Here is a 22,609-nt window from a genome sequence, read left to right as displayed (position 1 = left end):
CCACATTCGCGAGGGCGCGTCACCTGCTGAAGCGGCCCTCTTGGTGACAGCGTCGGCTCCCGGTCTGACCGGGGTGCTGATCAGCTCATCGAGTGCACGGCACTGGGCGAGCGCAGCGAAGGTAGTGGGCGGCCCGCTCCTGTCGAGACCCGACTGAAGGACATCAGTGACCTCCTCCTTTCCCGACAAAACGCCTGACCTGGAACAGGCGTGGCATCACGCGGTCGCGGCCCTGGACCTGGCCGCGCCGCCTGACCTCCCGCTGCACCACGGGGTGGGAGGCCGGACCCTGAGCGGCCCCGTCATTCGCGTCGACGGGGAGCCAGCGTGGTTGCGTGTGGAATCTGCAACGAAGGCGGGAGGTCGGATGTGGGAAGGCAACCGCCTTGCCGAGAAGGCCCTCCCCCCGCACATTCGCCGACCTCGTCTGATGGCCGACTACTCGTGGGGACAGGAACCGGTGTTCCAGGCCCTGCTGTTCTCCCGTGTCGACACACCTCCCGTGTCAGCGACACCGGATCTCCAAATGCCGCTCACCATCGGCTCCAGGTGGTGGAGGGATCTGCGCACCATGCTCCACCGGCTGCGGCAGGTGCCCGCGCCACAAGGCCGACGGTCCCACACCCCGGGGTTCATCGAGCGCATCCCCCACCACCTGCCCGAGGTCGCTCAGGCCGGGGTGGACCTGACCGTCCGAAGCTGGGTCATCTCCCACGCAGACCTGCACTGGGCCAACGTGACCCGCGATCCGCTCGCTCTCCTCGACTGGGAGGGTTGGGGGGCGGCACCGGCCGGATACGACGCCGCTGTCCTTCACGCCTACAGCCTCGCCGTCCCCGAGACGGCCGCGAAGGTCCGTGAGGTCTTCGCTGACGTGCTCGACAACCAGGACGGGCGACTGGCACACCTGGTGATCTGCGCCGAGATCGTCCAGGCCGCCGAGCGGGACCCCCTCCACGCGCGCCTCGCTCCTTACGCGCGCCGCTTCGCGAGCGAGGTATTGACTCCGCAGTAGTCGCACACCGCAGGGCCTCGCTCGGCAATCCGGGTGAGGCCCGGTCCATCCCCACATGCGTGGGGCTCACGCACTGGAGGAGGACCCCGCGCTCGGCCTGGACGGTCCATCCCCACATGCGTGGGGCTCACTTCCATGCTTTGACCTGGGTTCGCCCAAGGTACGGTCCATCCCCACATGCGTGGGGCTCACCCTGTGACTCCATACCGGCAGCTAGCGGCCATCGGTCCATCCCCACATGCGTGGGGCTCACCGCGGGACAGCCGGTAAGCGGGCATCGGTGTTCCGGTCCATCCCCACATGCGTGGGGCTCACGGAGGGGTTGAGTCCCCAGGTAGGCGGGGTGACCGGTCCATCCCCACATGCGTGGGGCTCACTCGGCGTCCCACCGGCGCACCGCGCGCGCCAGCGGTCCATCCCCACATGCGTGGGGCTCACCCCCTCCTCTTCGTCTCCCTCCTCGGCGACGGCGGTCCATCCCCACATGCGTGGGGCTCACGATGACCGGGCGCAGGAGCGGCGGTCGGACCGCGGTCCATCCCCACATGCGTGGGGCTCACACTTAACGACCTGCAACAACGCGGGACGTTATCTCCGCGAGTCCTACTGGCCAGTCAAGAAAATGGCCGGCCTCGGCTCCCACCAGGATCGGCGGCACGCCGAACAACTAGCAGATGAGCGCTTCCGCGACGGTGCGCAGGTCCGGGAACTCCGACTTCTCGCGGGCGAGCCCGAGGACCTTGACGTCCATATCCTGCCGCAGCACCGCCGGTCCGCCGCGGCGACCACTGCCGAACTTCTGCTTCCACTCGGTGATGAGCCGGTCGGCAACTCCCTCGTCGAGCTCCTGCTGGACGGATATCTCTCGCGCGCCCCGTTTCATCGGCCCTCGGAGAACGAGCTGCCCATCTCGTAGACATCTCCTGTCACTCCAGGCGGTCCGAGGCACTTGGGCAAGCGTGACGAACAGGCCCTGCCCCGCAGGGGTCCGTCCGCGTCTTCTCCACAGGGCGGGCTTGGAGTCCCCGCGGCGGGACGCGCGGAACGCGGCTCCCGGGGACACGTCCCGGTCACCGGTTCCGCGCGTCCCGGCGCGGTCAGCCCTCCTGCGCGGCGATCAGGCTCGCCGGACGCAGGTCGGTCCACTCGCGCTCCACGTACTCCAGCGCCTCGGCCCGGGAGGTCTCGCCCTGGGCCACCCGCCACCCCCGGGGCACCTCGGCGAAGGCGGGCCACAGGGAGTGCTGTCCCTCGTCGTTGACCAGCACCAGGAAACGGCCGTCCTCGTCGTCGAAGGGGTTGCTCACGTCGATCGCTCTCCTTTGTCGTCGTGGGTCTCGCGCGCCGTTCGCGCGACACCGTCAGCGCGCGCGGCGGTCCCGCGCGCGTCCGCGTCCGGCCTCGCGCACGAGTGCGCGCAACCGCTCGGCGTACTCGTCGGCCAGGGCCCGGACCGTCTCGGTCCGGTGCCGGTGGACCGAGTAGGTCCAGGAGAGCTCCAGTCGCTCCCCGACCACCGCGCCGGTCACGTCGAACAGGCTGGTGCGCTCCTCGTCCGGGGCGTGGTCGCACGGCGGCAGGGGCAGCGGACGGCCCACCGGCCCCTCACCCCGGTCGCCGAAGCGCCCCAGGTAGTTGAAGGTCACCGGCGGCTCGGGCATCGCGACCAGTGCCGCGGGGGCCCGCCCCCCGGCCAGCTCCCGCAGCGCCCCGAAGCCGATCCCGTCCGGGGCGGCCCGACGCCGCCCGCGCGTGACGGCGATCGCCCCGGCGGTGTCGGCGTCCGCGGGGACCTCCAACAGCACCGGGTGGATCGCGGTGAACCAGCCCACCGTGCGGGACAGGTCCACGTCGTCGAACAGGTCCTCGCGCCCGTGCCCCTCCTTGGCCACCAGCAGGCGGGGGGAGCCGCTCCAGCCGGTCAGCACCTTCGCCAGTGTGCCGAGCAGGACGTCGTCGATGCTGCTGCGCAGGTTGCCGGGCACCCGGCGCAGCAGGACCGCGGTCTCCTCGGCCGACAGGGAGGCCGTGAGGACCCGCTCCGAGGCCACGTCGTTGGGTCCGGAGTCCGACTCCACGGGAAGGAGCGCGTCCGCGGCCCGGGCCGCCAGGTCGGACCAGTGGTCGGCGTCCCCGTCGAAGGACCCCCGGGCGGTGTGCTCCCCGAGCCGACGGGACCACTCCGGGAACGGCGTGGTGGGCGCGCCCAGGTCCACCTTCTCGCCCCGGTCCAGTTGTCCGTAGGCGGTGGCCAGGTCCTCCAGCAGCACCCGCCAGGACACGGCGTCGACCACCAGGTGGTGCGCCGACAGCAACACCCGCGGGGCCCGGCGGGGACCGGCGTCGAACACCACGGCCTCGAACAGCGGCCCCCGTGCGAGCCGTTCGGCGTGGCGTGCGCGCAGCGCCTCGCGCTCCACCGCCCGCTCCAGCTCCTCGCCGTTCACCCGCACCACCCGGGCCCGGTGGGGCGTGTCGGCGTCCAGGTGCCCGTGCGGGCCGTCCCCGGCGTCGACGACCCTCAGGCGCAGCATGTCGTGGTGGGCGGGCAGGCTGTCGGCGGCCCGCGCCCACAGGTCGGGATCGGTGCCCTCGGCGACCTCGAACAGCAGCGACATGTCGAAGTGCTCGGGGCGGCGGGTACGGGTGCGGAAGAACCAGCGGTCCACGGGGGTGGGCGGGACGGGGCCGGTGACCGGGGTCCGCGCGCCGGTGTCGCCGGTGATCCCGCCCCGGTCGGCCGCGGCGGCCAGGCCGGCGACCGTCTGGTGCAGGAAGGCGTCGCGGGTGGTGACGTTCCACCCCGCCTCGCGCACGCGCGAGACCAGCTGGATGCTCAGGATCGAGTCGCCGCCCAGGGCGAAGAAGTTGTCGTGGCGGCCCACGTCCGCCACGTGCAGCAGCTCCGACCAGATCCGCGCCAGCGCCTGCTCGGTGGCGCCGCGCGGTGCCGTGTCCTCCCGCGCCCGCTCGGCGGGCTCGTCCGGTTCTGGCAGCGCCGCCCGGTCCACCTTGCCGTTGGCGTTGAGGGGGATGGCCCGCAGGGGCACCACGGCCCCCGGGACCATGTAGTCGGGCAGGGTCTCGCGCAACCGCTCGCGCACGTCCGGCAGGTCCGTCCTCCCCCCCTCCCGGGGAACCACGTAGGCGACCAGACCGCGCGCCCCCGAGGCGGCGCGACGGACCTGGACGGTGGCCTGCTCCACGTCGGGCAGACGCAGCAGGGCCGCCTCCACCTCACCCGGCTCGATGCGGAACCCGCGCAGTTTGACCTGGGAGTCGGCGCGACCGGTGTACTCCAGCTCCCCGGAGTTGTTCCAGCGGACCAGGTCGCCGGTGCGGTAGAGCCGACCGCCGTCGCCGAAGGGGTCGGCCACGTACCGTTCGGCGGTCGGGGCCGGTCGGCCGTGGTAGCCGCGCGTGACCCGCCCGCCCACGTACAGCTCGCCGATCGCGCCCACCGGCACCGGCCGCAGGCGCTCGTCCAGCACGTGCAGCCGCGTGCCGTCCAGGGGACGGCCGATCGGCACCGGGTCGGGGGTGGAGCCCTCGCGGGGCAGCGCGTGGTGGGCGGCGAAGGTGGTGGTCTCGGTGGGTCCGTACCCGTTGGCCACCGTCGTGTCCGGGCAGGCGCGCCGCACCAGTTCCACCGCGTGCGGGCTCGCCGCCTCGCCACCGGTGACGACCTGCTCCATCCCCGCGAAGCAGGAGGGGTCCTGGGCGGCGTAGAGGTTGAACAGCGCCGCGGTGACGAAGGTGGCGCTGACCCCGTGCCCGGAGACCAGCGCGGCGAAGCCGTCCGCGTCCAGCCGGCCCGGCGGGGCCACCACGACGGTGCCGCCGGTCAGCAGGGCCGCCCAGATCTCGTAGGTGGCGGCGTCGAAGGCGTGCGAGGAGTGGAAGAGCGTGCGCCGGGCGTGCCCGCCCGACCAGCGCCGGTCCGCCGCCAGGCGCACCACGTCGGTGTGGGTCACCGCCACGCCCTTGGGCGTCCCGGTGGAACCCGAGGTGTACATGACGTAGGCGAGCTGGTCGGGGTGGGCCCGGTCCAGACCCTCGACGGGGGCGCCGGCGTCCGGCACGGGGTCGAGGGCGTCGACCGGCACCGCCGGGACCGCGGAGGGCGCCCGGGAGGCGCAGGCCGCGTCGGTGACCACGCACGGGGCCCCGGTCCCGGAGACCAGGAGGCGCACCCGTTCGGCGGGGTCGTCGGGGTGCACGGGGACGTAGGCGCCCCCGGCGCGCAGCACGGCGAGCATCGCGGTGACCACGTGCGGACCCCGCTCCAGGAGCAGGGGCACGGGGGTCTCGGGCCCCACCCCCAGCGAGCGCAGCCGTCCGGCCAGGGCCGCCGAGGCCCGGTCGAGTTCGGCGTAGGTCATCGCCACGCCGGGTCCCGCCAGGGCGGGTGCGTCGGGCAGGGCGCGCACCCGCTCGCCGAACACCGCGGGCACCGACGCCGGCGGGCGCCCGGGGGCGCCCGTGCTCCAGGAGCGCAGGGCCTCGGCCTCGTCCGGCGCGGGTGCGGGGTCCAGCTCCCGCACGGGCGCCTGCGGGGCACGGGAGAGCAGGTCCAGGGTGGCGGCCAGGTGGTGGGCGATCCGGTCGGCCGTGCGGGCGTCGAACAGGTCGGTGTCGTACTCCACCGCGCCCAGCAGCCGCCCGTCCTCCTCGGCGAACTCCACCGTCAGGTCGAACTGGGTGTGCCGGTGGGCGACGGCGTGGGGGCGCGCGTCGAGGCCGTCCGCCTTCCAGGGGGCGCCCGGTGTGTTCCGCAGCGTCACCAGGGCCTGGACCAGGGTGGGGCGGGAGGGGTCGCGTTCCTGCCCGGTCGCGTCCACGACCGTGTCGAAGGGGACCTCGCCGTGCTCGAACGCGGCCAGGACGGTCGCGCGCACGTGGGCCAGCAGCGCGGAGGCGGACGCGTCGGGGTCCACCCGCAGGCGCAGGGCCACGGTGTCGACGAAGAACCCCACCACGTTCTCCAGGTCGGCGCCGTCGCGTCCGGAGGTCACCGTGCCCATCACCACGTCGTGCCGGCCGCTGTGGCGCGCGAGCGTCAGTGCGGTGGCCGCGACCAGCACCATGAACAGCGTCAGGCCGTGGTCGGACTCCAGCTCGCGCACGCGCCCGCGCACCCGTGCGGGGACCTCGAAGGAGCGCGCGGCGCCGCGGCCGCGCCGTTGGGCGGGCCGGGGCCGGTCGGTCGGCAGCTCCAGGGGCTCGACCCCTGCCAGGTGGTCGCGCCAGTACCGCAGGTGTTCCCCGAAGGCCCCCGAGCGCGCCCGTTCCTCCTGCCACACGGCCACGTCGGTGGAGCGCAGGAGCACCGGCTCCAGACCCGCGGCCCCGGGCAGTTCCCCGGCCGGGACGTGGGGCCGTTCCCGGGCGGCCCGGTAGAGCTCTCCCAGTTCCCCGACGAGCACCGACATGGACCAGGCGTCGGTGACGATGTGGTGCATGGTGATCGCCAGGACGTTGTCGTCCTCGTCCACGCGGACCAGTACCGCCCGGGTCAGGGGGCCGCGGGCCAGGTCGAAGGGCCGGGAGGCGAACTCCTCCAGCAGCGCGTCCAGCCGTTCCTCGCGCCCGCCCCCGGGTGCGCCGCCCAGCTCGACGGCGGCCAGGGGCAGGCCGGTGGCGTCGAGCACGACCTGGCAGGGCGCGCCGTCCCGGGAGGGGAAGACCGTGCGCAGCGCCTCGTGGCGCGCGGCCAGGGCGTCCAGGGCGCGCTCCAGCGCCGGGACGTCCAACGCGCCGGACAGGCGCAGCGCGCCGCCGGAGTTGTACCCGGCCCCTCCCGGCGAGTACTGGTCCAGGAACCACATCCGGCGCTGCGCGGCGGACAGGGGCGCCGGCCCCTCGTGCTCCACGCGCACGGGTGCGGAGCGGTGCTCGCCGGGGCCCTCGTAGAGCTCGGCCAGCGCGGCGACGGTGGGCCGCTCGAACAGCGCCCGCAGCGGGGGGCGGGCGCCGAGCCGGTCGGCGGCGCGGGCGAGCATGCGCACCCCGCTGACGGAGTCGCCGCCCACGCGGAAGAAGTCGTCGTGCACGCCGACGCGCTCCAGGCCGAGCAGGGAGCACCACACCGCGGCCAGCTCCCGCTCCGCGGTGGTGCGCGGGGCCGTGTACCCGTTCCCGGAGCGCCCGGTCCAGTCCACGGCGGGCAGCGCGCGCCGGTCGGTCTTGCCGTTGGCGGTCACCGGGATGTCGTCCAGGACGACGAAAGCCGCCGGGACCAGGTAGGAGGGCAGCGACCGGGCGGCCCGCTCCAGGGCCTCGGGGCTCGTGGCGCACCCGGGGGCGGGGACGGCGTAGGCGACCAGACGGCGCGAGGCGCCGGTGCCGTCGGCCACCACCACGGCCCGTTCCACCTCGGGAAGGCGGGTGAGCACGTGCTCGACCTCGCCCGGTTCGACGCGGTGGCCGCGGATCTTGACCTGGTCGTCGGTGCGGCCCAGGAACTCCAGCCGTCCGCCGCGGCGCACGACCAGGTCGCCGGAGCGGTACATGCGTCCGCCCTCGGCGTCCGGGTCGGCGACGAAGCGTTCCGCGGTGGTGCCGGGCAGCCCGAGGTAACCGTGGGCCAGCCCGTCGCCGCTGATGTAGAGCTCGCCGGGGACGCCGTCGGGCACCGGGCGCAGCCACCGGTCCAGGATCCGGACACGGGTGCCCGCCACCGGGGCGCCCAGGGCGGGGGCGCCCGCCCCCGAGAGCGGGGCGCTGATGGTGGTGCACACGGTGGACTCGGTGGGCCCGTAGCCGTTGTACACGGCCCGGTCGTCGCAGAAGCGGGCGATCTGCTCGCCGGGGCAGGCCTCGCCCGCCACGAGCAGGTGTTCCACCGGTCCCAGTTCCTCGGGGGACAGGCCGGGCAGGAGCGCCGGGGGCAGCGTCACGTGGGTGACGCGGTGCTCGCGCAGGGCACGGGGCAGTCCCTCGCCCATCAGGGAGGGGCGTGGCAGCAGTACCGCCGCGGCCCCGTTGAGCAGTGCCACCGTCATCTCGGCGACGGCCGCGTCGAAGCTGGGGGAGGCGAACTGGAGCACCCGGCATCCGGGGCCCACACGCATGCGCTCGCCCTGGGTGGCGGCCAGGGCGGCCAGGCCGCGGTGCGCCACCAGCACGCCCTTGGGCCTGCCGGTGGAGCCGGAGGTGTGGATGAGGTAGGCGGGGTCCTCGGGGTGCAGCGCCTCGCGCAGCGGCTCCGCCCGGGCCACGGCGGGGTCCGCCGCGTCCAGCGTCGGGAGGCCCGCGGGCAGCCGGGGGGCGGACGCGGCGTCGACGATCACGGCGCGCGGCGCGGCGTCCTCCAGGACGGTGGCCAACCGCTCGGTCGGGTACTCCGGGTCCAGGGGCACGTAGACCGCTCCCGCGTACACCACGCCCAGCAGCGCCTCGCCCAGGGCCGTGCCCCGCTCCACGCACACCCCGACGCGGTCGCCCCGCCGCACGCCCAGCTCCCGCAGGCGACGGGCCGTGCGCGCGGCCCGGTCGTCGGCCTCGGCGAAGGAGACGGTGCGGTCCGCGTCGACCAGCGCGGGGTCCACGGGGCGCAGTCGGGCCTGCTCCGCGAACAGGTCGGGCAGGGGCCGCGGGCGCGGGCCGGGCGCCCCGGTCCAGGCGCGTTCCGATTCCTGTGTCCGCTCGCGGTCCGTCAGGGGCAGGGCCCGCAGGGGGCGGGGGTCCTCGGCGCCCTCCAGCACCCGCACCAGGTCCGCGACCAGGCGCTCCACGGTGGAACGGTCGAACAGGGCGGTGTCGAACTCGGCCGACCCCGCGACACCGTCGGGACCGGGGCGGAACTCCAGGGTCAGGTCGAAGACCGACTGGCCGCGCCGCACCTGCACCGGTTCCGCGTCCAGGTCGCCCAGGCCCGCCTCCCCGGAGGTCCGGGCGCTCTGGAAGACCACCGCGGCCTGCACCAGCGGCGGCACCGCGGGGTCGCGTTCGGTCAGGACGGCGTCCACGACCGTGTCGAAGGGGACCTCGCCGTGGTCGAGGTCGGCGAGGAACCCGGCACGCGTCCGGTCGAGCAGTTCCGCGAAGGACAGCTCCTCGTCCACCTGTTGGCGCACGGCCAGGGTGTTGACGAAGAAGCCCGTCATCCGGTGCAGCCGCCGGTCCTCGCGCCCGGAGGTGACGGTGCCCAGCACCACGTCGGGGTTGCGGCTCCAGCGGGCGGCGGTCACCTGGGCCGCGGTCAGCAGCACCGTGGACAGGTGGGCGCCGCGTCCGGAGGCCAGGCGTTCCAGGCGTTCCACCAGCGGAGCGGGCAGGGAGAAGGGCAGGGTGTCGCCCGCGCCGTCGCGCACGGCCGGCCGCGGCCGGTCGGTGGGCAGCTCCAGCACGGGGGGGTCGGCGAGTCTGCGGCGCCAGTGGTCCAGCGAGCGGGTCAGGGCGGCCCCGTCCAGGCGCGAGCGCTGCCAGGAGGCGTAGTCGGCGTACTGGGCGGGCAGCGGGTCCAGGTCGGCGGCCAGGGCGTCCGGCGCGCGGCCGGGGTCGGCGGTGGCGGCGCGGTAGAGGGTGTCCAGCTCGCCGCGCAGCAGGTCCAGGGACCAGCCGTCGGTGACGATGTGGTGCAGGCACAGCACCAGCACGTGGCTGTCGGGTCCCTCCACCAGGAGCCGGCTCCGCAGCAGGGGGCCGCGCTCCAGGTCGAAGGGCAGGGCGTACTCCTGGGCCGCCCTCTCGGCGGACTCCTCGCGTCCCCCGGTCGCGGTCGTGGGGAGGTCCACCTCGTAGGGGGCGCCGACGACCTGCCGCCCCTCGCCGTCCACCTCGGTGAAGGTGGTGCGCAGGGACTCGTGCCGGTGCACCAGCGCGGTCAGGGAGCGTCGCAGCGCCCCGGCGTCCAGGTCCCCGGTCAGTCTCAGGACCAGGGCGGAGTTGTAGTCGGTGCGCCCCGGCCGCATCTGGTCCAGGACCCAGAGCCGCTGCTGGGCGAAGGACAGCGCGACCGGGCGGTCACGGGGGACGCGGGGGATGTCCTGGCCGCTCCCGTCACGCGCGCGCAGGCGGCGCAGGACCTCCTCGCGGGCCCTGGCGCGGTCGAGCTCGGAAGTGTGGTCAACGGGGGCGTCGCTCATGGTCGCTGTGCCGGTCCTCGTGTGCGCAGGGGTGGTGGATCAGGCGTTGGGGCCCACGGCGAGCCCGCTCAGACGCAGGGTGCGCCCGTTGTACTGCAGGGCCGTGGCACGTCCGGGGGCGGCGGGGTCGGTGAGGAAGCGTCCGCTGAGGGCGATCCCGCCGTGGCGCTCGGAGACCACCCGGAAGGCTCCGCCCGGCCCGGTGGTCAGCTCGCCCTCGAAGCCGTTGGACATGACCAGCCGGTGGCCGCCGCGGTCGTGGACGACCTCGGCGCTCAGGCCGCCGTTGCCGTAGCGCCCGGTGACCCGGTCGGGGGCGGTCGCGGTGGCGGCGGCGCCCTCGGCCGCGGCGTCGGGCTGGCGGTAGTGGCCCACGTCCACCCCCAGCTCGCGCAGACCGCGGACCAGGTGCTCCCAGGTGGTCACACCGGTGGTGGAGTTGGTGGTCAGGGCGACCACCGTCCCGCCCTCGGGGTCCACGCGCAGGTTGCAGGTGGCCCCGTCCAGGGTCCCGTCGTGGCCGTACCACAGGCGGTCGCCCGCCAGGTGCAGGGACCAGCCGGCGCCCCAGCCGTCGGCCAGGCCGAAGGGGTCGGCCACGCTCACCGAGCGGCCCATCTCTCCCAGCACCTCCGGGGAGGCGACCTCGCCGTCCAGGGCCGCGTGCCCGGGGTCGAGGAAGGCCCTGCCGAAGGCCGCCAGGGTGGCGGCGCTCGCGGCCAGTCCCCCGGCCGGGGCGAGGGCGGGCTCGATGTGGAAGCCCACCGGGTGGGCCCGGCCCGCGCCGTCGACGGCGTGACCGGTGACCAGACCGGGGGCGGGGGGCCGCGGCGCCGGGACCGGCGCCAGTTCCATGCCGGTGGACCAGCACAGGTGCGACTCCACGGTCTCCCACCAGTCCTGTCCGGTGACGGCCTCCACGAGCCGGCCCGCCACGGCGTAGCCGGTGTTGGAGTAGGAGAACACCGTCCCCGGCGGCGCGATGCGGTCCTCGGGGGTCAGCGAGGAGACGTAACGGCGCAGGGAGGTGGCGGGGGCGTCCGCGGGCCGCTCCGAGACCAGGCCGGCGGTGTGGCTGAGCAGGTGGCGGGCGGTGACCCCCCGCAGCGGGTGGTCGGGCGCGCCGCCCCCCAGGTGGTGCAGCACGGGGGCGTCGAGGTCGACGTCGCCGTCCTCCACCAGTTGCATGACCAGGGCGGCGGTGACGGGCTTGGTCACCGAGCCCAGGGGGAAGAGGGAGGCGTCTTCCACGGGACGCCCCGTCGCGGAGTCCTCCACGCCGGTGACACAGGTGTGCAGCTCCCCGCGGTGGTAGACCGCGAGTTGGGCTCCGGGGACGCCGGTCCGGCGGGCGGACCGCAGGAGCAGGTCGGACAGGGCCTCGCGCACGATGGTTCTCCTCATGGAGCTCGGAGGGCACCCGAAAGGCCGGCGCTCGGGACGGGAGCAGCCGGTCGCTTCGGTGGGGACAGGGCGGTTCGCCGCACCTGTCACGGATACTCACATATCGCTTCGAACCTTGGCAAGGGATTCGGATATGCCGTGAACCAGGTGAGGGGGAATGCGGTCGGGCGTACGCGGAGATTTCCGTGGTGTGAAGGCATTGCGCCCTCATCGGCGGTCGTCAGGTTTTTTCGTATGCTCCCCGGTTTTAGCAGGGCGTTCACCTCGCGGCCGTGGGAGCGACCCTCGGAGGGGGTGCATCACGTGCCGTTCCGGACACCGCTCGGGAACACCGGTGGTTTACCCGTGACCCTGTGGTGCTTCTCACTCGTTTGCGCTGCTGGAAGGGCGTGGGAGGGGAAAAGATGTTCCGGTTCGCACACCTGCTCCACGATCGTCGGAACGGATGCCTCCCTCCTCACGCGGGAACGGAAAGTTCGTCCAAACCACAAAAAAAGGCCATTTGCGGCGAAACGCCTGCGCTGCCCCGGGCGCTGTGCTATGGGCTGAACATGGGCCCTGACCACCGGTTATGGCGGGATCGCATCGCCCCCGGGAGGGAGGGGCGGCAGTGGGGGTCCGCGGCGCGGGAGGGGGCGCCCCTCGGTGGAGTGCGCGGCGGTTCCCGCCTCGTGGACGGGGGCGATAGGGGCGAGAGGCGCACCTCGTAGCCGCATCCGGTCAAACATTGAATTCTGATTACTCTAGGTGTTTGAACGACTCCGGAATGTGTTCGCGTTTCGTGGTCGTGCGTGCCTCTCACACATGGGAGGTCTTTGTTCTTGGCCTTTATGGAATATAATATATTTTGCGTTGTTTTGTCTGATTTGTGGCGTTAAGTATTGCATGTGGCGCAAGTTGTTCCGAGTGTGATTTTCAGCCCGTGGAGGGAATTTCAGGACGAAGATGATTTTGGTAAAGTGCCCGGTTGGATAAGGCGATGTGGCACGCTCTGTTGTCGTACGGCGGCCATGGGGGGAATGGCGGATCGATCGGCGTCCGCCGACCCCGCCGGACGGCCACGCCGTCGCGGCGACGGATCACGGCCCCCCGCACCCGTCCGCCCGTCCGCCGTCCTCCCTCCCCGAACGCGCACCAGGAGCCACCACGTGCTGTCCCCCCAGGAGTCGAACCGCCCCGAGCCCGTCCCCGTGGACGCGGTCCCGCACGCCTCGGTACCGGAGGTCTTCGCCGCGCAGGCGGCGCGCACCCCCGGCGCCCCGGCCCTGCTCGGTGACTTCCCCGAGGTGTCCTACGCCGAGCTCGACGCCAGGTCCGCCGACCTGGCCCGCCTCCTGCTCCTCCGGGGGCTGCCCCGCGAGGGCACCGTGCTGCTCGCCCTGGAGCGGGGTCCGCACGTGGTCACCGCGATGCTCGCCGTGCTGCGCGCCGGGGGCGCCTACGTCCCCGTGCACCCCGACGACCCCGCCGAACGGGTGCTGGCCGCCGCCGAGCGCACCGGCGCCCGCCTGGTCCTCACCGACCGCTCGCTCGGCCACCGCCTGCCCGAACGCCTGAGGGGGACCGCCCGGGTCGTCGACCTGGACGGGACGGACGTCCTCGTGGCGGGGCGGGGCGCGGACACGGCACTGCCCGTGGTCGACGCGCGCGCGGCGGCCTACGTCATGCACACCTCCGGGTCGACAGGGGTCCCCAAGGGGGTGGCCGTGACCCATGCCGACGTGGTGGCCCTGGCCCTGGATCGGCGCTGGGGCGGCGGTCGCGACCGCCGGGTGCTCTTCCACTCCTCGCACGCCTTCGACGCCGCCACCTACGAGATCTGGGTCCCGCTGCTGCGCGGCGGGGCCGTGGTCGTCGCACCCCCCGAACGGCTCAGCACCCCCGCCTTCGGCGCGCTGGCGCGCCGGCACGGGGTCACCTCCACCTTCGTCACCGCCGCCCTCTTCGACCTGTTCGCCGCCCAGGACCCCTCCTGCTTCGCCCCCCTGCGCGAGGTGATCGCCGGGGGCGAGGCCGTCCCTCCCGCAGCGGTCCGCACCGTGCTGGAGGCCTGCCCCGACACGGTCGTGGCCAACGGGTACGGGCCCACCGAGACCACCACCTTCGCCACCCACTTCGCCGTGGACCGGGCCCGGCCCCCGCACCTGTCGGTCCCCGTCGGCACGCCCCTGGACGGCATGTGCGCCCGCGTGCTCGACGCCCGGCTGCGCACCGTGCCCCGGGGGCGGGTCGGGGAGCTCTACGTCGGCGGCGCCGGGGTCGCGCGCGGCTACCACGGGCGCCCGGCCCTGACCGCCGAGCGCTTCGTGGCAGACCCCCTCGGCGACGGCGGACGGCTCTACCGCACCGGCGACCTCGTGCGCGAGGGCGCCGACGGGACGCTGGAGTACGTGGGCCGCGCCGACTCCCAGGTCAAGATCCGGGGCTTTCGGATCGAACCCGGGGAGGTCGAGGCCGCCCTCCTCGCCCAGGAGGGGGTCGCCCAGGCCCTGGTCACCGTCCGCGAGGACGCGCCGGGCGCGCGCACCCTGGTCGGCTACGTGGTCGGCCCGGTCACGGACACCGCGGCCCTGCGCGACAGGCTCTCCGCCCGCCTGCCCGGCTACATGGTCCCCTCCGCCGTCGTGGTCCTGGAGGCGCTGCCCCTGACCGCCAACGGCAAGGTCGACCACCGCGCCCTGCCCGCGCCCCCCGCCCGCACCGTCGACTACGTCCGGCCGCGCGAGGGCGCCGAACACGCCGCCGCCGAGGAGTTCGCCGCGGCCCTGGGGCTGGAACGCGTGGGCGCGCGCGACGACTTCTTCGCCCTGGGCGGCGACTCCATCCTCGCCGCCCGCGTGGCCTGGCGTCTGGGCGAACGCCTGGGGACCGGCCTCGACCCCCGCGCCCTGTTCCGCCACCCCACCCCGGAGGGCATCGCCGCCGCGGGCGGCGCAGGACCCCGCGAGGAGCCCATCGCCCCCGTGGGACGCGGGCGCCCGCTGCCGCTGTCGGCGGCCCAACGCCGCCTGTGGTTCCTGCACCAGCTCGACGGCGACAGCTCCGAGTACCACACCGGCAGCGCCTTCCGCCTGCGCGGCCCGCTCGACGTGTCCGCGCTCGGCCGCGCCCTGGAACTGCTCCAGGAACGGCACGAGTCCCTGCGCACCACCTACGACACCGTCGACGGCGAGCCCTTCCAGTACGTGGGCTCCCCCCGCCGCGACCTGCTCACGGTGCGCGAGGTGGCCGCCGGGGACCGGACCGCCCTCCGGGAGGAACTGCACGCACACCTGCGGCGCGAGGTCGACACCCCCTTCGACCTGGTCACGGGGCCGCCCACCCGTGCCCTGCTGCTGCGCCTGGAGGCCGAGGACCACGTCCTGGTCCTGAGCACCCACCACATCGCCTGCGACGGCTGGTCGGTCGACCTCCTGCACCGCGACCTCGCCGCCTTCCACCGGGCCGTCGTGCGCGGGGAGGACGCCGACACCGGTGCGGAACTCGACTACGCCGACTTCGCCGTCTGGGAGCAGGGCCGCTGGGAGGGCCCCGAGGCCCGGCGCCGCCTGGAGTACTGGGCGCGCACCCTGGAGGACGTGCCCCCGCTGGCCGTGCCCACCGACCGGCCCCGGCCCGCCCGGCGCACCACGGCCGGGGCCGTGCACCGCACCACCCTGGACGCCGGCCTGCTCCGGGGGCTGCGGGCCCTGGGCGCGGAACGCGGCGCCACGCTCTTCGCGACCCTGGCGGCCCTGACCCAGGCGGTGCTCTCCGCGGCCTCCGGCTCCGCCGACGTCGCCCTGGGGGCCGCCTCCGCCGGACGCGACCACCCCCGGCTGGAGGACGTGGTCGGCTTCTTCGTCAACCCGGTCGTGCTCCGCTCCCGCCTGCGCCCGGGCACCACCGCGGCCGAGTTCGTCGAGCAGGTGCGCGCCGAGGCCGACGCCGCCCTCGCCCACGAGATGCCCTTCGACCGCGTCGTCGACGCCCTGGTCACCGAACGCGACCCCTCCCGCGGCCCCCTGTTCCAGGCGCTGATGGTCCTGCAGAACGCCCACACCGGCGGGCTGGAGCTGGAGGGGCTGCGCACCGAGGAGCTCGACCTGCCGCGCACCGCCGCCCTGGCCGACCTGGTCTTCGAGTACGCCGAGCGCGACGGCGTCCTGCGCCTGGCCGTCGAGTACAACACCGACCTGTACGACGCCGGGCGCGTGGAGGCCCTGGCCGACGCCCTGTCCCGCCTGGCCGGCGCCGTCGTCGCCGACCCCGGCCTGGACCTGACCGCCCTGGACCTGCGCCCCGCGTCCGAACGGGCCCTCCTGGAGACCTGGGAACGGGGTCGCGCCCAGGCCGGGCCCGTCTCCGTGACGGCCGCGTTCGCCGCGCAGGCGGCGCGCACCCCCGACGCCCCGGCCCTGCTCGGCGACTTCCCCGAGGTGTCCTACGCCGAGCTCGACGCCGGCTCCGCCGACCTGGCCCGCCTCCTGCGCGCCCGGGGGGTGGGCGCCGAGGAGGCCGTCCCGCTGCTGCTGGAGCGGGGTCCGCACGTGGTCACCGCGATGCTCGCCGTACTGCGCGCCGGGGGCGCCTACGTTCCCGTGCACCCCGACGACCCCGCCGAACGCGTGGCCTGGACGGTCGAACACACCGGGGCCCGCGTCGTCGTCACCGACACCGCCTCACGCTCCCGCCTGCCCGAGGGCCTCGACGCCCGCGTGCTGGTCCTGGACGGGACCGAACCGTACCCGCCCGCCCGTGCCGGGGACCCCCTGCCCGTGGTGGACGCGCGCGCGGTGGCCTACGTCATGCACACCTCGGGGTCGACGGGGGTGCCCAAGGGGGTGGCCGTGACCCATGCGGACGTGGTCGCCCTGGCCCGGGACTCACGATGGGACGGCGGTCGCGACCGCCGGGTGCTCTTCCACTCCTCGCACGCCTTCGACGCCGCCACCTACGAGATCTGGGTGCCGCTGCTGCGCGGCGGGGCCGTGGTCGTCGCGCCCCCCGGGCGCGCGGGCGCGGAGGAGTTCGGCGCGCTGGCGCGCCGGCACGGGGTCACCTCCACCTTCGTCACCGCCGCCCTCTTCAACCTCTACGCGGCCCAGGACCCCTCCTGCTTCGCCCCGCTGCGCGAGGTGATCACCGGGGGCGAGGCCGCCAACCCCACGAGCGTCCACCGTGTCCTGGAGGCCTGCCCCGACACGGTCGTGGCCAACGGGTACGGGCCCACCGAGACCACCACCTTCGCCACCCACCACCCCGCCGCGCGCACCCGCGAACCGGTGCGCGCCGTCCCCATCGGCACGCCCCTGGACGGCATGCGCCTGCGGGTGCTCGACAGCCTCCTGCGTCCCGTCCCCCTGGGCGCGGTGGGAGAACTGCACATCGGCGGCGCCGGGGTCGCGCGCGGCTACCACGGGCGTCCGGCCCTGACCGCCGAGCGCTTCGTGGCCGACCCCCTCGGCGACGGCGGACGGCTCTACCGCACCGGCGACCTGGTGCGATGGAACCGCTCCGGGGAACTGGAGTACGTGGGCCGCGCCGACTCCCAGGTCAAGATCCGGGGCTTTCGGATCGAACCCGGCGAGGTCGAGGCCGCCCTCCTCGCCCAGGAGGGCGTCGCCGAGGCCGTCGCCCTGGTGCGGGCCGCCCCCGGCGGCGGGCGACGGCTCCTCTCCTACGTCGTCGCCTCGAAGCAGGGCACGGGGCAGGAGGAGGCCGAGGGGTGGCGCCGCGCCCTGGCCGCCCGCCTGCCCGGCTACATGGTCCCCTCCGCCGTCGTGGTCCTGGAGTCGCTGCCCCTGACCGCCAACGGCAAGCTCGACCACCGCGCCCTGCCCGAACCCGGGAACGACCGGGAACACGCCGCCCCCCGGACCGACGCCGAACGCCTCCTGGCCGAGGTGTTCGCCTCCGTCCTGGCCGTGGAGCGGGTGGGGGTCCACGACGACTTCTTCGCCCTGGGCGGCGACTCCATCCTCAGCATCCAGGCGGTCTCCCGCGCTCGCGCGGCCGGGGTGGAGCTGACCAGCCGCGACGTCTTCTCCCACCCCAGCGTCGCCGCCCTGGCCGAGGTGGCGCGCGTGCGGCCGACCGGGCCGGCCGGGACGGGACCGGTGAGCGGCCCGGTCACCCCCACACCCGTCATGGGCTGGTTCGACCGCACGCACCCGGTGGCGCCCGACCACTTCGCCATGTCCGTGCTCCTGGACCTGGCCCGCCCCCTGCGACCGCGCGCCCTGCGCACCGCCCTGGCGGCCCTGGCCGACCACCACGACATGCTCCGCCTGCGCCGCGACGGCGACGGCCCGCGTGTGGCCGAACCCGGCACCGCGGCCCCGCCCCTGGACGTGGTCGACCTGACCGGGCACCCGCCCGAGAGGACGCACGACCCGGCCTCGGAGAGCATCCGCGCCGCCCACGCCGGTCTCGACCTGGCCCGCGGGCCGGTCTTCGCCGCCGTCCTCCTCGACTCCGGCGCCGCCGGCTCCCGCCTGTTGCTGACCGCCCACCACCTCGTCGTGGACGGGGTGTCCTGGCGGGTGCTGCTGGAGGACCTGGCCACCGCCTACCACCAGGCGCTCCGGGGGGAGCCGGTGGACCCGGGGCCGCGCACCACGCCCTTCCCCGTGTGGGCGGACCGTCTGGCCCGCCACACCGCGGAGGGGGCCTTCGACGCCGAACTCGACACCTGGGCGGCCGTCGCCGCCACCCGCGTCGAACTGCCCCGCGACCACCCCGGCCGGGGCAACGGCCTGGTGGGGGACCAACGGGTGGTCACCGCCGGGCTGTCCGAGGAGGACACCCGCCGCCTGCTGCGCGAGGCCCCCTCGGCCTTCCGCACCCGGGTCAACGACCTGCTGCTGGCCGCCCTGGGCCGCGTGCTGTGCGACTGGTCCGGGGCCCGGAGCGTCCCCGTGGACCTGGAGGGCCACGGCCGCGAGGACCTGTTCGAGGACGTGGACACCTCCCGCACCGTGGGCTGGTTCACCACCGTCTTCCCCGTCGTGCTCACCTCGGCCCCCCGCTGGGCCGACCAGATCCGCACCACCAAGGAGACACTGCGCGCGGTCCCCGGCAACGGTGTGGGCTACGGGGCCCTGCGCCACCTGGGCACACCCCGGCAGCGCGCCCGCCTGGAACAGGATCCCGCGCCCGGCGTGAGCTTCAACTACCTGGGCCGCTTCGACACCGCGCCGGGCCGGGACGCCCTGCACACCGGCCTGCGGATCAACCCCGGCGGCGAGCACTCCCCGGACGAGGAACGCGCCCACCTGGTCGAGGTGGTGGGCCGTTTCGAGGGCGAACGCCTGGTCTTCGACTGGCACCACGCCGCCACCGTCCACGACACGGCCACCGTGCGCCGCCTCGCCGACCGCCTGGCCGCCGAACTCGCCGACCTGGCCGGCTTCTGCCTCGACCCCTCCCAGGGAGGGGCCACCCCCTCCGACTTCCCCCTGGTGCGCCTGGACCAGGCCCAGGTCGACCGCCTCGTCGGCGACGGCCGCGACGTCCAGGACGTGTGGCCGCTCACCCCCATGCAGCAGGGCATGTTCTTCCACTCCGTCCTGGAACCCGGCTCCGGCTCCTACCTGGAGCAGGTCGTCGTCGACCTGACCGGGGTCGGGGACCCCGGCTCCCTGGACCGCGCCTGGCGGGAGGTGGTCGCGGCCACCCCCGTCCTGCGCGCCCGGGTGGCCTGGGAGGGGCTCGGCGAACCGGTCCTGCTGGTGCACCGCGACGTCCCCGTCGAGGTGGTCCACCGCGACCTGCGCGGCGCCGGGGAGGAGGAACGCGAACGGGCACTGGCCGACCACCTGGCCCGGGACGCCTCCCTGGGCCTGGACCCCGCCCGCGACCCGCTCCTGCGCGTGGCCCTGCTGCGCACCGGCGAGGCCTCCGTGCGCATGGTGTGGACCTTCCACCACATCGTCCTCGACGGGTGGAGCCTGCCCCTGGTCCTGGAGGACCTCCTCACCGCCCACCGGGGCCACGCCCCGGCCCCGCGCCCCGACTTCCGCGAACACCTGCGCCGCCTGGCCGGGCGGGACGCCGAGGAGGCGCACGCCTTCTGGCGGGAGGCTCTGGAGGGGGTGGCCGAACCCACCCCGCTGCCCTACGACCGGCCCCCGGCCGCGCTGCGCGCCGCACGCTCCTCCGCCCGCGTCCAGGTCTCGCCGGCCCCCGCGCGGGCCGAGGCCGTGCACGCCTTCGCGCGCGCCCACGGACTGACCGTCAACGCCCTGGTGCAGGGGGCCTGGGCCCTGCTGCTGTCCGCGTACTCGGGCCGCACCGACGTGGTCTTCGGCGCCACCACCTCCGGCCGGCCCGACGACATGCCCGGTGTGGAGGCCGCGGTGGGGCTGTTCATCAACACCCTGCCGGTACGCGTCGCCGTCGACCCCGCCGTGCCCGTGGTCCGGTGGCTGCGCCGCCTCCAGGAGGACCAGGCGCTCTCGCGCACCCGGGACCACGTGTCCCTGGCCCGGGTGCAGGCCGAGGCGGGCCTGCCCGGCGACACCCCGCTCTTCGACAGCGCCGTGGTGTTCGAGAACTACCCGGTGGTCGGGGCACCGCCCGGGGACGGCCCGCGCGCCGAGATCGTCACCGCGGTGGAGGCCACCAACTACCCGCTCGCCCTGAGCGCCTACGCCTCCGACGGGCTGCGCCTGGTCCTGGGCCACGACCCCTCCTGCTTCGACACCGCGACCGCCGAGCGCCTCCTGGCCGACCTGGAGCGCATCCTGGTCTCGCTCACCGAGGACCCCGAACGCCCCCTGGGCCGCGTGGCCGGCGCCGACCCGACCCGTTCCCTGGCCCTGGCCGAGGGCGGCGGGAAACAGCCGCCCCGCACCACCGTCACCGCCCTGTTCGCCGAGCGCGCCGCCCTCCACCCCGGGGCCACCGCCCTGATCGGGGCCGACGGCGCGTGGACCTACGCCGACCTGGACGCCGAGGCCGAGCGGGTCGCCGACCGCCTGCGCTCCCTCGGCGTGGGCGCGGAGTCCCGGGTGCTGCTGCTCATGCCCCGGTCGCCGCGCGTGGTCGCGGCCGCGCTCGGCGTCCTGCGCACCGGGGCCGCCTACGTCCCGGTGCACGAGACCGTGCCGACCGCGCGGGTCCGATCCCTGGCCGGGGCCCTGGGAGCGCGCGTGGCCGTCGCCGATCCCGCCATGGCCGGGCGCTGCGCGGACCTGGAGGCCGTGGTCGGCTACGCCGCCGACGGCGCCCTGACCGGCGCCGAGGGGACAGGGGACGGGGGCGCCGGGGACCCGGCCGGGCGGGGGCCTGTGCACGAGCACACCGCCGCCTACGTCATGTTCACCTCGGGCTCCACCGGCGTCCCCAAGGGCGTGGTGGTCGACCACCAGGCCGTGGTCGCCCTCAGCGCCGACTCCCGCTGGGGCCACGGCCACGACAGGGTGCTCTTCCACTCCCCGCACGCCTTCGACGCCGCCACCTACGAGATCTGGGTCCCGCTGCTCAACGGCGGCACCGTCGTGGTGGCCGACGGGCCGCTCTCCGCCGACTCCCTGCGCGAGCACACCGCCCGGCACGGGGTGAGCGCGGTCTTCCTCACCACCGCGCTGTTCAACCTCTTCGCCCAGCAGGACCCGGAGTGCTTCGCGGGGCTGCGCGAACTGTGGACCGGCGGGGAGGCCGCCGACCCCGCCTCCCTGGCCCGGGTGCGCCGGGCCTGCCCCGACACCTCCCTGGTCCACGTGTACGGGCCCACAGAGGCCACCACGTTCGCCACGTGCACCGCGGTGGGCGAGGAGGAGGCCCGTGCCGGGCACTGCCCCATCGGCCGCCCCATGGACGCCACCGGCGCCCACGTGCTGGACGGCGCCCTGCGGCCGGTGCCGCCGGGGGCGGTGGGAGAGCTGTACCTGTCCGGGCCCGGGACCGCGCGCGGTTACGACGGCCGGCCAGGCCTGACCGCCGAGCGCTTCGTGGCCGACCCCTTCGGCGACGGAGGCAGGCTCTACCGCACGGGCGACCTGGTGCGCTGGTCCCCCGACGGACGCCTGGTGTTCGTCGGCCGCGTCGACGGCCAGGTCAAGCTCAACGGGTTCCGCGTCGAGACCGGGGAGGTGGAGGCCGCCCTGCTGCGCGGACCGGACGTCGCCCAGGCCGTGGTGCTGGTGGCCGAGGCCCCCGCCGGGGGGCGCAGGCTCGTCGCCTACGTCACCGGGCACGGGGCGGACCCCGAGGCGACGCGGGAGCGGCTGACCCGCGAACTGCCCGCCTACATGGTGCCCGCGGCCGTCACCGTGCTGGAGTCCCTGCCGCTCAACAGCAACGGCAAGGTGGACCGGGCCCTGCTGCCCGAACCCGTCTGGGCGCGCGCCGCCGCACCCGTCCACGTCGGGCCGCAGACCCCCACCGAGGAGGCCGTGGCCCAGGTGTGGGCCCGCATCCTGGGCCTGGAGCGCATCGGGCGCGACGACAACTTCTTCGAGATCGGCGGGGACTCGGTGCGCAGCCTCCAGGTGGTGCGCGAGGTCGAGAGCCTGCTGGCCGTCACGGTGCCCACCCGTCTGCTGTTCGACCACCAGACGGTGCGCGCCTACGCCGAGGCGGTGGAGGACGTGCTGCTGGAACAGATGTGACACGGCGCGGGCGCCGCCGGGCCCACCCCCGGCGGCGCCCGCACACGGCCGGTCCCCGGTCCAGAGATGATCAGCCGCACGACCGCCGCTCACGACCGCCGCTCACGACCGCCGCTGACGAAGCGGTGGTGGCCGTGGAAGGACCCGGAGCCATCGGGCGCCTCCTCCCACCCGATGGCCTCGGCGTTGACCGCCGTGGCCATGTGCACCCGCTCGTACGGGACCGCCTCCGTCGTGCGACCGCACCTGTGCTGAGCACGCCGACACCAGCAGGTTCGGATGGTTCTGTCAGAGCGAACTGCGAGGGCGGGGGAGGCATGGCTCTGTTCCGCGGGCTCGTGGGAGTGGGCGGAATCTGTTGCCCGTGTCCAGGACCGATGAATCGTCTCTGGCGTATCCGGTCCACATCCGGCCACTGCCATGACACGCTTTACACGCACAGTTACAGTCGCCTCGCAGCGAACCGCACAAGAGAGGTCTGGCCATGGGCAAGCACTCGAACCCCG

Annotated in this window: 5 protein-coding genes and 1 CRISPR repeat array; of the genes, 2 read left to right on the top strand and 3 right to left on the bottom strand. The window is 75.0% G+C overall.

Going from position 1 to position 22,609, the window contains the following annotated elements:
• Window positions 1–430: 430 nt before the first annotated feature.
• Complete coding sequence (locus tag OUQ99_RS13435; RefSeq protein WP_267949779.1) at window positions 431–1,015, top strand: phosphotransferase; 585 nt, start codon at window positions 431–433, stop codon at window positions 1,013–1,015.
• Between the two features lie 41 nt (window positions 1,016–1,056).
• Window positions 1,057–1,575: a CRISPR direct-repeat array (repeat unit 29 nt; unit sequence CGGTCCATCCCCACATGCGTGGGGCTCAC).
• Between the two features lie 537 nt (window positions 1,576–2,112).
• On the opposite strand, the gene OUQ99_RS13430 is transcribed toward OUQ99_RS13435, so the two are convergent.
• Genes OUQ99_RS13430 through OUQ99_RS13420 form a run of 3 tightly spaced genes read right to left on the bottom strand, consistent with a single transcriptional unit; the run spans window position 2,113 to window position 11,508 of the window.
• Entirely contained in the window at window positions 2,113–2,322 is a 210-nt protein-coding gene (locus OUQ99_RS13430; protein ID WP_267949778.1) for an MbtH family protein, read from the bottom strand.
• Between the two features lie 54 nt (window positions 2,323–2,376).
• On the bottom strand, window positions 2,377–10,104 hold the full coding sequence (locus OUQ99_RS13425; protein WP_267949777.1) for a non-ribosomal peptide synthetase: 7,728 nt from the start codon (window positions 10,102–10,104) through the stop codon (window positions 2,377–2,379).
• 39 nt (window positions 10,105–10,143) lie between these two features.
• Window positions 10,144–11,508, bottom strand: a complete 1,365-nt coding sequence (locus tag OUQ99_RS13420; protein ID WP_267949776.1) for a serine hydrolase domain-containing protein — start codon at window positions 11,506–11,508, stop codon at window positions 10,144–10,146.
• Between the two features lie 1,148 nt (window positions 11,509–12,656).
• On the opposite strand from OUQ99_RS13420, the gene OUQ99_RS13415 reads away from it, so the two are divergent.
• Entirely contained in the window at window positions 12,657–22,103 is a 9,447-nt protein-coding gene (locus OUQ99_RS13415; RefSeq protein WP_267949775.1) for a non-ribosomal peptide synthetase, read from the top strand.
• The last annotated feature ends 506 nt before the right edge of the window (window positions 22,104–22,609 follow it).

It is taken from the genome of Streptomonospora nanhaiensis (assembly GCF_026642255.1).
In the GTDB taxonomy this organism is placed as follows: Bacteria; Actinomycetota; Actinomycetes; order Streptosporangiales; family Streptosporangiaceae; genus Nocardiopsis; species Nocardiopsis tropica.
The sequence above is the reverse complement of the archived record's forward strand: the minus strand, read 5'-3'. Positions and strand labels throughout refer to the sequence as shown.